This window comes from Nocardia sp. NPDC019395 (assembly GCF_040632335.1).
Taxonomy (GTDB): domain Bacteria; phylum Actinomycetota; class Actinomycetes; order Mycobacteriales; family Mycobacteriaceae; genus Nocardia.
In genome coordinates, this window is sequence record NZ_JBEYBT010000007.1 from 101,969 (window position 1) to 114,835 (window position 12,867).

Consider the following 12,867-nt stretch of genomic DNA (forward strand, 5'->3'; position numbering starts at 1 on the left):
CTTTGTGCGAAAGAGTTCGGTCGATCAGAGCTTGTTCAGCGCGAGGGCCATCGCCGACTTCTTGTTGGCGGCCTGGTTCGCGTGGATGACGCCCTTGGAGGCCGCCTTGTCGAGCTTGCGGCTCACGAAACGGAGACGGTCGGCGGCGGTGTCCTTATCACCGGCCGCGGCAGCCGCCCGGAATGCGCGGATATGGGTGCGCAGTTCGGACTTCACCGACTGATTGCGCTGCCGCGCCGCCTCGTTGGTGCGGATCCGCTTGATCTGGGACTTGATATTGGCCACGCCGGTATCCTCTGGTTCCTGTCTGGTTCGGTCGGAAAGTCTCTTGTGCGCGTCCCGGCCCTGGATTCGGTCGACCTGGATTTCTCCGGGCACGGGGTACGGCAACGCCGGTTGGTCAGATTACCAGCACGTGGCGGGGCAGCGAAATCATGGGTGCTGTGTCACACCACGACCTGGCCCGATGCCGTTGAGAACATCGTTTGTCCAGCGTAACGTCCCAGGAAATCTCCGGTATGAGCGAGCCGGGCCCGGAAGCGAAGTGTAATCACGTAGGGCCTCGCTCATACCGAATCGAATACAGCACGCGTTTCCCAGCAGGACCCAGTGTTTCCCAGCAGGACCAGGAATTATCCGGTGTGTGCCCCCGCGGCGCAGTGATCCTCTCGGAAGGCGGTCTTTCTATGTCCTCCAGCGCGCAGGAACAGCAGGTCGTCCAGGCCAGTCACGAAGTGACCAACGAGCAGCCCGAGACGAAGAAATGGGCGGCCGAGGCGGTGGGCACATTCGTCCTCGTGATGGGGGGTGTCGGCACGGCGGTGATCGCCGGGGACAAGGTCGGGCCGCTGGGGGTCGCGCTGGCCTTCGGCCTGAGCTTGCTGGTGCTCGTGTACGCGATCGGGCCGATCTCCGGCTGCCACGTGAATCCGGCGGTCACGGTGGGGCAGCTGCTGCTGGGCCGGTTGTCACCCATCAGCGCGGCGGGCTACATCGTGGCCCAGGCCGTGGGCGGTCTGGTGGCGGGTCTGGTGCTGTTCGCGATCGCCAAGAACCTCCCCTCCTACGATCGGGCGGAGTCGGGGCTGGGCGCCAACGGCTGGGGTGAGCACAGTCCGTCGGCGGTGACCGGCCCGGCCGGCCAGCTGGTGATCCAGGAGGGATACGGGCTGGCCGCGATGATCATCATCGAGGTGATGCTGACCGCGCTGCTGGTCTTCGTCGTCCTGGCTTCGACCGATCAGCTCTCCGACGCGCCGCAGGCCGGCCTGGCGATCGGTTTCACCCTGGCGGTTATCCACCTGATCTCGATCCCGATCGACAACACCTCGGTGAACCCGGCCCGCAGCCTCGCCGTGGCGCCCTACCAGGACGGGGCGATGGTCCAGTTGTGGGCCTTCATCGTGTTCCCCCTGATCGGCGGCGTGCTCGGAGCTCTGCTGTACGGGTTGCTGTTCGGGCGGTCCCGCGAATTGAAGTCCTGATCGCGGGCGGCCGGGCGCGCGTCAGCTCCAACCGTATTCGCGGACCAGGCGATGCGCGACCCGGTCGAACAGCGGGCGCGGCAGGATGGCGCCTTCGCGGCGGATCCCGTCCTCGGGGACGTCGAGTACCCGGTCCATCCGGACCCAGCTGGACCGGCCCTGATGGTCCCAGGTGCCGGCGCCGATGCCGACCCAGTCGGGATCGTTCTCGCGGTTCGGGTTCGAGCTGAGCATCAGGCCCAGCAGCGTGTCGCTATCGCGCCCGACCACCAGCACCGGGCGGTCCTTGCCGTTGTCCGGGTCTTCCTCGAAGGGCACCCAGGTCCACACGATCTCGCCGGGATCGGCGCGACCGTCGAGCTGGGGGGCGTAGACGAGCTGCCGCGCCCGCTGTGCGGTGGGCACGGGAGTGGAGGCGGCGGGGCGCACCGGGATGGCTTTGGGGCCGGCCGGCGTGCGCGGTGCGGTGCGGGCGCCCATCAGGGCCGCCACCAGTCGCGGTGCCTGTTTCCGTACGAGCTTCGGCCCCTGCTGTATCGCGATCGCGGTGAGCTGCTTGCCGAGACTGTTCCAACTGCGGGCCATGCCAGGAGGATAACGGCCCGCCCGGCCGGCCGACTATTGCCGCGGCACGCGGGCCTGCGGGACCTGGGGGACGAGCGGCCCGGCCCACCATGGGACGATGGGGGCCAGTACGCCCGATACCTCATGAGGAGTGGAGTGCCCGCCAGCTTCGCCGATACGACGTTCACCGATCCGTCGCGGATCCGGAACTTCTGCATCATCGCGCATATCGATCACGGCAAGTCGACGCTGGCCGACCGGATGCTGCAGCTCACCGGGGTCGTCGAGGAACGGCAGATGCGCGCGCAGTACCTGGACCGGATGGATATCGAGCGCGAACGCGGTATCACCATCAAAGCCCAGAACGTACGACTGCCCTGGACGCCCGGATCCGGCGAGCACGCGGGTGAGGATTTCGTCCTGCACCTGATCGATACTCCGGGGCACGTGGACTTCACCTATGAGGTGTCGCGGGCGCTGGAGGCCTGTGAGGGCGCGATCCTGCTGGTGGACGCCGCGCAGGGCATCGAGGCGCAGACACTGGCGAATCTGTATCTGGCGCTGGACAAGGATCTGGAGATCATCCCGGTCCTGAACAAGATCGACCTGCCGGCCGCCGATCCGGAGCGCTACGCCGCCGAGCTCGCTCATATCGTCGGCTGCGAGCCCGAGGATGTGCTGCGGGTATCCGGGAAAACCGGGGTGGGGGTCACCGAACTGCTGGACCGGGTGATCGACCGGGTGCCGCCGCCGGTGGGCGAAGCGGACGCACCGGCCCGGGCGATGATCTTCGACTCGGTCTACGACACCTATCGCGGCGTCGTCACCTATGTCCGTGTGGTGGACGGGAAACTGACCCCGCGCGAGAAGATCAAGATGATGTCCACCGGCGCCACCCATGAGCTGCTGGAGATCGGGATCGTCTCACCCGAGCCCAAGGCCACCCAGGGGCTGGGCGTCGGCGAGGTCGGCTATCTGATCACCGGTGTGAAAGATGTCCGGCAGTCGAAGGTCGGCGATACCGTCACCTCCGCCCGCAACGGTGCCACCGAACCCCTCACCGGGTATCGCGAGCCGCGGCCGATGGTGTACTCGGGGCTGTATCCGGTAGACGGGTCGGATTATCCGGATCTGCGCGACGCGCTGGACAAGCTGCAGCTCAACGATGCCGCGCTCACCTACGAGCCGGAGACCTCGGTGGCGCTCGGGTTCGGTTTCCGCTGCGGATTCCTGGGTCTGCTGCATATGGAGATCACGCGGGAGCGGCTGCAGCGGGAGTTCGGCCTCGACCTGATCTCCACCGCACCGAACGTGGTCTACCGGGTGACGATGGAGGATGCCGCGGAACATACCGTGACGAATCCCTCGTACTGGCCGGAAGGCAAGGTACGCGAGGTTTTCGAGCCGGTGGTCAAGGTCACCATCATCGCGCCGAGCGAATTCATCGGCGCCATCATGGAACTGTGCCAATCGCGGCGCGGTGACCTGGGCGGAATGGACTACTTGTCCGAGACCCGCGTCGAGCTGCGCTACACGCTGCCGCTGGCGGAGATCATCTTCGACTTCTTCGATCTGCTGAAATCCCGGACCCGCGGCTATGCCTCGCTCGACTACGAGGAGGCGGGCGAACGGGAATCGCAGCTGGTCAAGGTCGATATCCTGCTGCAGGGGGAGGCGGTCGACGCGTTCAGTGCCATCGTGCACCGCGATGCCGCGCAGGCCTACGGCCACAAGATGACCACCAAACTGCGTGAGCTGATTCCGCGCCAGCAGTTCGAGGTGCCGATCCAGGCGGCGATCGGTTCGAAGATCATCGCCCGCGAGAACATTCGCGCCATCCGCAAGGATGTGCTGGCGAAATGCTACGGCGGCGATATCAGCCGGAAGCGCAAACTGCTGGAGAAGCAGAAAGAAGGCAAGAAGCGGATGAAGACCATCGGCCGAGTGGACGTTCCACAGGAGGCGTTCGTGGCCGCGCTGTCCTCGGATTCGCAGTCCGATAAGCCGAAGGACAAGAAGTAGCCGCCGTCCCCCGTTCGCGAGGTACGTGTCCGCCCGCTGCTCCCACGTGGAAAGTGGCTGTGCGATAGCCCGGCCCACCGCGGTGATCACCGCCGCCCGACCGGTACTGGATATCGGCTGATAACGAAAATGTGACAGCTGTAGATGTCGACAATAGGCTGGTAACGGATCGACGGCTGTGCGGTCGCTGGTGAACGCGAAGAGTGGAGTTGAGGAATGGCGCGTGATCTGCCGTTCGACGGTGCGGAAGAGGTCGCCGAACAAGGCGGTGACACCGCCTACCGTATTGCCAGCGCCACTGCGCGAGTTGCCCGCGGCGGCGCCTACGTGACCGGCGGCGCGCTGATAGCGGCCAACGGCGGTGGGACCCCCGCACCGCCCAGCGAGCTGGACAGCCGGAATGCCGGGTGGGCGCGCAGCGTCGATCCGGATCCCGACGAGCCGAGCCCCGTGGTCACGTTCCCGGATCCGGAACCGATCGATCCGGGGGATATGCCGTTCGGCTCCCCGGACGACGCGAGCGTCACCATGCCCTTGCCACACGGAACGTTCGATATCGAGATCCAGTTCGGCGAACCGGGGAACTTCGACTTCGAGGATTACCGGGCGCCGTATCTGGAGGAGGTACCCGGGCTGGAACTGGTACCGGGCGGCCCGGAATCCGGTGCCCCCGATGCCGGGTCCGGGCCCGGCACCGGTGTGCCGGACGCGGGTTTTCCGGGTATGCCCGGCTTCGGTGCGCCGGAGCCCCCCGGGGGAATCCCGGGGTTCGAGAATATTCCGGGTCTCGGTGGGGAGTTTCCGGTTCCGGGAGCCGAAGGGTTCGGTGTCCCCGGTGATTTCGGGCTGCCCGCGCCCGGCGACGCCTTCCGCACCGATATCTTCGACCTGCCCGGATTCGGGCCGGGCGCCGGCGCTGCGGCGAAGCCGGTGGCACAGACATCGGATCCCGCTGCCCCGGACTGGGGCCTCGGCCTGCCCGATCTCTCGGGAAGCCCGCAATCCATTGCGGCAGACAACGGTTCCGCCGGCATCGTGAGCGCTGATGCCGATGCCGACTGGTTCACCCTGTCCATCGACGCCGACGCCGACTGGTTCGGCGGCTTCTCCGTCGGCGGCGTCGGCGGGTCGGTGACCATCGAGCGGGATATGGGTCTCGATATCTCGGCGGGCCCGGACGGTGTCCGGGTGGCCGGCGAGTGGGAGTACGACATCACAACGGGCGACCCCACCATGGTCGACGATCAGCTCGACCAGTACCTGGATTGGATGCAGGCCGGCGTCGGAGCGCCCGGGCAGCCGGGTTCGTCCGACTCCGCCGTACCGGTGGATATCGACGGAGCACCGCACAAGGACGGCTCCGCGACTCCGATCGGCGGTGCCCCCGGGACCGGTCCGGTTGTGTCTTCCGGCCCGGGGGCGATGCCCGGTGCAGCCGCGGCCCCGGGTGCCCCGGGGATATCCGGAGCGCTTCCCGGCGTGGCGGCCCCCGCCCCGATGGCTCCGGCTCCGGCACCGATGTCGGCCGGTCCGGTGGCCCCCGCCCCGATGGCATCGGCGCCGATGGCACCCGTCCCGATGGTCGCCCCGGCACCTGTCCCGCCGCCGGTCGTCCCCGCTGTCGCGGTACCTGCCGTACAGCCGGTAGCGGCGACCCCGCTGCAGACCACCGTGCAGCCGGATGTCGCGACAACACCGGTCGCACACGTTTTCCAGGCGCCGGCGGGACAGTCGCCGCTGACCGCACCGGCCGCGCAGTTGCCGGACCTGTTCCATCGGCTCCCGCAACCGGTCCCGCCGGCGCCGGAGCCGCCGGCGCATCCCGTGCTGCCGGGAGAGAGCACATCTGTGCTGCCGACCACTACGGCGCCCATCACCACCTCCGGCGACGCCACCACGACCCCGGAGACGACCACCACCGGCCCCGGCGGTTCCACGACCAGCGGTGCGGACGGGTCCACGACGACCGGCCCGGACGGCAGTACCACCACTTCGGACGGCAGCACCACCACGTCCGACGGCTCTACCACCACATCCGACGGCGCTACCAGCACATCGGAGCTCACCGAGACCACCGAGACCGGCGGATCGTCCACGCCGAGCTCCTCGGCGGAGTCGAGCACCGCCACGGAAGGTTCGTCGACCACCGGCGAATCCGGCAGTGCGACCACCACCGGCCCCAGCCCGACCACCGGTGACGCCGGCAGTACCACCGAACCCATCGACGGATCCGGAACCGGCGCGCCCGCCCAGGACGGTCCGTCCTCGGGCACCGGCCCGTCCACGGTCGACATCCCCACGCACCAGCAGCCGACCGTGGATCAGCCCGCGCCGCAGGTACCCACCGTCAGCGTGCCGACACAGCAGCCGAGCTTCCAGGATCCACCCGCCGTGCCGCATCCGATGCCGACACCGTTGCCCGGGTCACAGATCCAGCCCATCGCCGATCACGGCGCAGCGGCCGTTCCGTACGATGTGCACGCCGTCGGTGTTACGCCGTATACCGATCACAGCGTGCTCGGTTTCGGTGGCGGCGAGTTGACTGCCGGCCTTTCGGCCGGATTGCTGCCACATCCGACGCAGATGATCGATGATTCGGTTGCCGACCACGCTTTCTGGGTATATTTCTGACGGTTCACAGACGATCCCGGATTCGGTCCGGTCGGGTGGGCGGGGGAGGATATCGGCTGATCCTGGTCGAGTGACGTGTTGTGACCGAGAGTGAAGGAGCAGGCCTTGTCTGCCGTAGCCGGACCGCGGGCCGCGACGGTGAAGAACCCGGATGTGATGGCGCCGCTCATCCAGATCATCGACGAGTTGCGGGACGTTTCCCGTACTGCCAGCCGTAACGATCTACGGGGCAGGCTGGGGATGGTCCGCGCCCGGGTCGCCGATACGCGGGTGCGGCTGGTGGTGGTCGGTCCGCCGAAGAGCGGGATGAGCACTCTGGTGAACGCGCTCGCCGGCGCCCCGGTGAGCGCCACGGACAGCCCGATCAGTGTGCCGGCGATCGTCGAGTACGGCCCGGAACCCACGGCCACCCTGATTCAGCGGGAAGGCGGCGGCCGGGTCCGGCGTCAGCCGGTCGACCCCCTGAATCCGGCTCCGGCGCTGTCGGCCAAGGGGGTTATCCGCGCGGATTTCACCCAGCCGAGCCCGCTGCTGGCCGAGGGGATCGTCGTGATGGACGCTCCCGGCGCCGCCGTGCAGGACCGGACGACCTGGTCGATGATCGCCGCGGCCGATGCGGTGCTGTATGTGAGCGACGCGAGTGCCGAGTACACCCAGGACCAGATCGCGCATCTGCGGCGGATCGGGCAGATCTGCCCCACGGTGATCTGCGTTCTCAACAAGATCGACCGCAATCCGCACTGGGCGCATATCCAGGAGAACAACCGGGAGTTGCTCGACGAGGCCGGGCTGGGATACGCGGTGGCGCCGGTTTCGGCGCAGCTGCACTATCAGGCGGAGCGGGCGGGTAACCAGCAGCGTGCGATCGAATCGGGGCTACCCCAACTGATCGACCATCTGCGCGATTATGTGGTGGCCCACGCCGACGCGATGGCCGTGAAGTCGGCCGTACGCGATATCCAGCTGGTCGGTGATCATCTCGGTGTCGAGCTGCGCACCGAGGCCGATACGCTGCGCGATCCGCGCCGGCGCGCGCATGTCACCCAGCAGCTGGCGATCGCCCGCGACCAGGCCGACCAGCTGCGCCAGCGCAGCGCCAACTGGCAGATCACCCTCGCCGACGGCAGTACCGAACTGATGGCCGATATCGAGCACGATCTGCGGCATCGGTTGCGGATCGTGATGCGCGATGCCGAATCCGAGATCTCGGGAACCGATCCGACGACCCGCTGGAACCGGTTCGGCACCGAGTTGGAGGGCCGGATCGCCGAGGCCATCGCGGAGAATTTCGATACGGCCAACTATCGGGCCGAGGAACTCGGCGAACAGGTCGCCGCGCGATTCCCCGCCGAGCATCGCCGGCCCGAGCTGCCGGATATCCGTCCGCAGTACCCGTCGGATCTGCTGGAGGACGTCGCACCGCTGGAACCGCTGCAGAGCGCGAAAGCGGGTGTCACCGAACAGTTCCTCTCGGCGTTACGCGGTTCCTACGGCGGTATCCTGATGGTCGGCCTCGCCACCAGCTTGCTCGGAATGTCGCTGGTGAACTGGTATTCCGCCGGGGCCGGCATCCTGCTCGGCCTGCACGCGCTGTGGGAGGATCGCCGGGCGCGCCGGTTGCGGCGGCAGGCCGAGGCGAAGGTGGCGCTGTCGCGGTTGATGGACGATGTGATCTTCCAGGTGGGTAAGGAATCGCGGACCCGGCTGCGGGAGATCCAGCGGGTACTACGTGACCATTTCACCGATATCGCCACCGAGGCGCTGCGCGCGGCCGACGAGGCGTTGCGGGTAGCCGAGGAAGCCGGTGCTCAGTACGGCGATCGGGGTGCCGAACGGCTCGCCCGGCTCGATACCGATCTGAGTAAGCTGCGCGACCTCAAGCAGCAGGCGGGCAGTATCGCCGCCGCCTGACGGTTGCCGTCGGATCGAACGCGGGCAGGCCACGAGATGTGCTCCTCAGTGGATCCCGCCCATATCGCGAGGGCGGCTGCGCCACGGGGTGGAGCTGTTGGATTTGCTGTGCGCGGGCCGGAAGGAGCCTGCCGGTTCGGCGCCCTCGGCGCGGATGAGATGGGTGACTGCGTTGATCAGCGCCAGGTGGGTGAAGGCCTGCGGGAAGTTACCGAGGTGGCGGCCCGTATGCGGGTCGATTTCCTCGGCATAGAGCTTGAGCGGGCTGGCGTGGGTGAGCAGCCGCTCGCACAGGACGCGGGCGCGATTGACCTCACCGATTTCCACCAGCGCCGAAACCAGCCAGAACGAGCAGATGGTGAAGGTGCCTTCGGTGCCCGAGAGCCCGTCGTCGGTGGATTCGGTCCGGTAGCGCAGCACCAGTCCGTTCTCGGTGAGCTCGTCGGCGATGGCGAGCACGGTGGCCCGGACACGCGGGTCGTCGGCCGGCAGGAACCGGGTGAGCACCACCAGCAGTAGCGAAGCATCCAACGTGGTGCCGCCGTAGATCTGGGTGAACCGCCCGCGTTCGTCCACACCGTGGGTCAGGATATCGGCCCGGATCTCCTGGGCGATCTCGTGCCAGCGGCGGGCGATGCTCGTCTGGCCGTGTAGTTCAGCCAGTTTCGCCCCGCGATCCAGTGCCACCCAGCACATCACCTTCGAGGAGGTGAAATGCTGAGGTTCGCCGCGGACCTCCCAGAGGCTGCGGTCGGGTTTGCGCCAATTCGCGATCGCGGCGTCGACCTGGCGTTTCAGCATGGGCCAGAGGGTTTCCGGGACATGCTGGCGCGATTTCACATGCAGGTACACCGCGTCGAGCATGGTGCCCCAGATATCGTGCTGTTCCTGGTCGTACGCGCCGTTGCCGATCCGCACCGGCCGGGCGTGGCCGTAGCCGGAGAGATGGTCGAGGGTCGATTCGGTCAGGTGCCGTTCGCCGCCGATCCCGTACAGGACCTGCAGCGGCACCGGTTCGTCGTCGGGCCCGGTGGTGGCATCGTGCAGGAAGGCGAAGAAATCGTCGGCCTCGCGGTCCAGGCCGAGGGTGTAGAGGCCCCAGAGGGCGAAGCTGGAATCGCGCACCCACGAATAGCGGTAGTCCCAGTTGCGCTCCCCGCCGGGGGTTTCCGGTAGCGATGTGGTGCCCGCCGCCATCAGCGCGCCGGTCGGTGCGTAGGTGAGGCCCTTCAAGGTGAGTGCGCTGCGCTGCAGGAAACGACGCCACGGATGGTCGGGGAAATCACCGAGTGTTATCCACTGCCGCCAGCATTCGATCGTGGTCCACATCTTGTCCGCGGCCTCGTCGAAGCTCTGCGGCGCGGGCAATTCGGTCCAGGTGAGCGCGACATAGGCGCAGTCGCCCTCGGTCATCCGGGTGCGGGCGCGGGCCTCGCGACCCTCGAGGCCCAGCCGCAGATCGGTGGTGAGTACCAGATTCGGCCCGGCCGTCGGGTCCGCGGTGCAGACCGCCGTCGCCTCCTCGTACACCTTGCCGGTGTACTCCCAGGAGGCCACGGCGCGGTGGTAGTCGAAGGACGGTTCGCAGCTCAGCTCGAGCTCGACGGTGCCGCTCACGCATTTCACCGTGCGCAGCAGCATATGGCCGGCGTCCCAGTCCGTCGGTGTGCGCCGGTGGGTCCGGCTGCGCTGCTCGGTGCTGTGCCAGGGCCCCAGCACCAGGGCGTCTCGGACGATCAACCAGCCCGTGGCGGTCTGCCAGGTCGTTTCCAGGATCATTCCGCCGGGCAGGTAGCGCCGCGCCGCGGGGACCCGGTGCCCGTACGGTCCCAACCGGAAATGCCCGGCGCTGCGGTCCAGCAGGGCGCCGAAAACGCTCGGCGAATCGGGGCGGGGCACGCACATCCACTCGACCGAACCGTTACTGGCGATCAAGCAGGTGGTCTCGCAGTCGGAGAGGAAAGCGTAGTCGTCGATCGCCGGGAAATTGTTGTCGCGGCGCGGTGCGGTCACGGTGGAGCCCGGTATCGCGCTGTCCGACGGTGCGTGCTCGGGGCTCGGCATACAAACCATGATGTGTCGGCGAACCCCGAGTCGTCCACCACCGGTTATCCGGTGCGCCGGATCCGGGCGAGCCACGCGGCGAGTTCGACCTTGCCCTCCGCGTCGGGTTCGAGGCCGCGGGCCTGCTCGGCGTTGGCTTCGGTGATCCGGCCGTAGTAGCTGTCCGGACGCAACTCCTCGATCTCCCATCCGGGCCCGGCGAAGGCATCACGGATGAGGCCGGCGCCGATACGTGGCCCGAAACCCGGTTCGGTGTCGGAGAGCGCCAGGATGTGCACATGAGCGCCGGGGTCGCACAGTCTGTGCAGGGTGCGCACATATGCGGCCCGGGCTTCGTCGTCCTCCAGGAACACATGGAACAGTGCGCTGTCGACGATGGTGTCGAAGGTGCCGAGCGGATTATCGGCCGCGGTCGCGAGGGCGACCATATCGACCACCTCGAACCGGGCATCGGTCACGCCTTTGGCCGCGGCGTTGCGGCGTGCGTAGGCGACCGCGCTGGGGGACAGGTCGACACCCAGCACGTCGTAGCCCGCCGCGGTCAGCGCGATGGTGTGTTCGCCGGCACCCGTACCGGGGTCGAGGATCCGGCCGCGAAGCCGGCCGCCTCGTTCCAGGGCGACGATCGCGGGCTGCGGTTCGCCGATGATCCACGGCGCGGTGTCGTTGTCGTAGGCGGAGTTCCATACTTCGGTGGCCTGAGTCATGACTTCAGCCTGCAACCTCTAGTGGGGTTGAGGTCAATACAGGCGGAAAGTGCCCGGCGGGCGGTGTTCTACGCTGGTCGCCGTGGAGCGTATTGCCGACTGGTGGGATGGGTTCGAATTGTGGGTGGCGGGGCTGCCCTTCATCCCGCAGTTCCTCGTGGTGCTGGTGGGCATGGTGCCGATCAGTTTCGGTATCGCCTACCTCATCGACCGGACCCTGCACGTGGCGGCCGGTGCGCTGGGCCGCGACGAGGACTCCGATCACGAGACCGGAAGCGAGGTGGGCTGATGCCGCGCTCACGGGTGCAGCTCGCATTGGCCGCGCTGCTGGTGCTGGTGGTCATCGCCTGGCTGTTGACCCTGTGATCCGCGCCGATGGCCGCGGGTCCGCACCGGCCAGGTGTGGTTTCCGCGGGGAAAGGTCCCCGATGCTCCGTGCGAATCGTCCGGCCGGACGCCGCCGGTTGCTCGCCGTACTCGCGGCGTTGCCGGTGCTGCTGACCGCGTGCGCGGGTGGTTCCAGCGACGACGTCGGGGGCGGTGGGGCCGACGGTAGCGGCGGCACGGTCGATCTGTACGCGTACGCGATTCCCAAACCGGGATACGACAAGGTCGTTCCCGCCTTCAACGAGACCGAGGCGGGTTCCGGTGTCGAGGTGCGCCAGTCCTACGGCGCCTCGGCCGACCAATCCCGCAAGATCGCTCGTGGCGCCCCGGCGGATATCGTGAGCTTCTCCCTCGAACCCGATATCACCCGGCTGGTGGACGCCGGCCTCGTGGATCCGGATTGGAATGCCGACGCCACCCGGGGTGTCCCGTTCGGTTCCGTCGTCACGCTGGTGGTACGCGCCGGGAATCCGAAGAACATCCGGGGCTGGGACGATCTGCTGCGCCCGGATGTCGAGGTGGTCACCCCCAACCCGTTCAGTTCCGGTTCGGCGAAATGGAATCTGCTCGCCCCGTATGCCGCCGCCAGTACCGGCGGCCGGGATCCGCAGGCCGGGGTCGATTACCTGAACCAGATGCTCACCCATGTGCGGGTGCAGCCGAAATCGGGCCGGGAGGCCACCGAGACCTTCCTGCAGGGCACCGGCGACGTCCTGATCAGCTACGAGAACGAGGCGATTTTCGCCGAGCGGCACGGCGATCCGGTGGAACATATCGTGCCGGAGTCGACTTTCAAGATCGAGAATCCGGTCGCGGTGCTCGAACATGCCCAGCATCCCGAGCAAGCCCTCGCGTTCCGTGACTTTCTCTACACCCCCGACGCGCAGCGGGCCTGGGCGGAGGCGGGCTTCCGCCCGGTCGATCCGGGAGTCGCCGCGGAGTACGCCGGGGACTTCCCGCAACCGGTCACGCTGTACACCGTCGCCGACCTCGGCGGCTGGGAAACGGTCGAGGACGATCTGTTCGCCCCCGACTCCGGTTCTATCGCCGTGGCCTACAACAACGCGACCGAGTAGCCGGGTGACCCGGACCACACG

The 12,867-nt window shown here is 67.7% G+C and carries 10 protein-coding genes; 6 read left to right on the forward strand and 4 right to left on the reverse strand.

Going from position 1 to position 12,867, the window contains the following annotated elements; all coding sequences use genetic code 11:
- Positions 1-24: 24 nt before the first annotated feature.
- A complete protein-coding gene (gene rpsT, locus ABZ827_RS18975) occupies positions 25-285 on the reverse strand; it encodes a 30S ribosomal protein S20 (protein WP_357238179.1) in 261 nt (86 codons plus the stop codon).
- Between the two features lie 401 nt (positions 286-686).
- Between rpsT and ABZ827_RS18980 the strand changes: the two genes are divergently transcribed.
- The gene (locus tag ABZ827_RS18980; protein WP_357238181.1) at positions 687-1,484 is read left to right on the forward strand and encodes an aquaporin; all 798 of its coding nucleotides are present in this window, start codon (positions 687-689) and stop codon (positions 1,482-1,484) included.
- A gap of 21 nt (positions 1,485-1,505) precedes the next feature.
- Here ABZ827_RS18980 and ABZ827_RS18985 read toward each other — a convergent pair whose 3' ends face one another.
- On the reverse strand, positions 1,506-2,069 hold the full coding sequence (locus ABZ827_RS18985) for a type II toxin-antitoxin system PemK/MazF family toxin (RefSeq protein ID WP_357238183.1): 564 nt from the start codon (positions 2,067-2,069) through the stop codon (positions 1,506-1,508).
- A 123-nt stretch (positions 2,070-2,192) separates the two neighbouring features.
- Here ABZ827_RS18985 and lepA point away from each other — a divergent pair, with 123 nt between their 5' ends.
- The 3 genes from lepA to ABZ827_RS19000 all read left to right on the forward strand — a co-directional run bounded on the left by lepA (position 2,193) and on the right by ABZ827_RS19000 (position 8,612).
- Positions 2,193-4,070, forward strand: coding sequence for a translation elongation factor 4 (gene lepA, locus ABZ827_RS18990; protein ID WP_357238185.1), 1,878 nt, complete (start codon positions 2,193-2,195; stop codon positions 4,068-4,070).
- 216 nt (positions 4,071-4,286) lie between these two features.
- Positions 4,287-6,701, forward strand: a complete 2,415-nt coding sequence (locus tag ABZ827_RS18995) for a hypothetical protein (RefSeq protein ID WP_357238187.1) — start codon at positions 4,287-4,289, stop codon at positions 6,699-6,701.
- A gap of 105 nt (positions 6,702-6,806) precedes the next feature.
- Complete coding sequence (locus tag ABZ827_RS19000) at positions 6,807-8,612, forward strand: dynamin family protein (protein WP_357238189.1); 1,806 nt, start codon at positions 6,807-6,809, stop codon at positions 8,610-8,612.
- 45 nt (positions 8,613-8,657) lie between these two features.
- Here the strand turns inward: ABZ827_RS19000 and ABZ827_RS19005 are convergent, their stop codons facing one another.
- Both ABZ827_RS19005 and ABZ827_RS19010 read right to left on the reverse strand, forming a co-directional pair.
- Positions 8,658-10,676 (reverse strand): glycoside hydrolase family 15 protein, encoded by a 2,019-nt coding sequence (locus ABZ827_RS19005; protein WP_357238191.1) that lies wholly within the window; start codon positions 10,674-10,676, stop codon positions 8,658-8,660.
- A 44-nt stretch (positions 10,677-10,720) separates the two neighbouring features.
- Complete coding sequence (locus tag ABZ827_RS19010; RefSeq protein WP_357238193.1) at positions 10,721-11,383, reverse strand: class I SAM-dependent methyltransferase; 663 nt, start codon at positions 11,381-11,383, stop codon at positions 10,721-10,723.
- Positions 11,384-11,465: 82 nt separating this feature from the next.
- Between ABZ827_RS19010 and ABZ827_RS19015 the strand changes: the two genes are divergently transcribed.
- Both ABZ827_RS19015 and ABZ827_RS19020 read left to right on the forward strand, forming a co-directional pair.
- Positions 11,466-11,672: a hypothetical protein gene (locus ABZ827_RS19015; RefSeq protein WP_357238195.1), complete on the forward strand. Its 207-nt coding sequence runs from the start codon at positions 11,466-11,468 to the stop codon at positions 11,670-11,672.
- Positions 11,673-11,811: 139 nt separating this feature from the next.
- Complete coding sequence (locus ABZ827_RS19020) at positions 11,812-12,846, forward strand: sulfate ABC transporter substrate-binding protein (protein WP_357238197.1); 1,035 nt, start codon at positions 11,812-11,814, stop codon at positions 12,844-12,846.
- Positions 12,847-12,867: the final 21 nt, after the last annotated feature.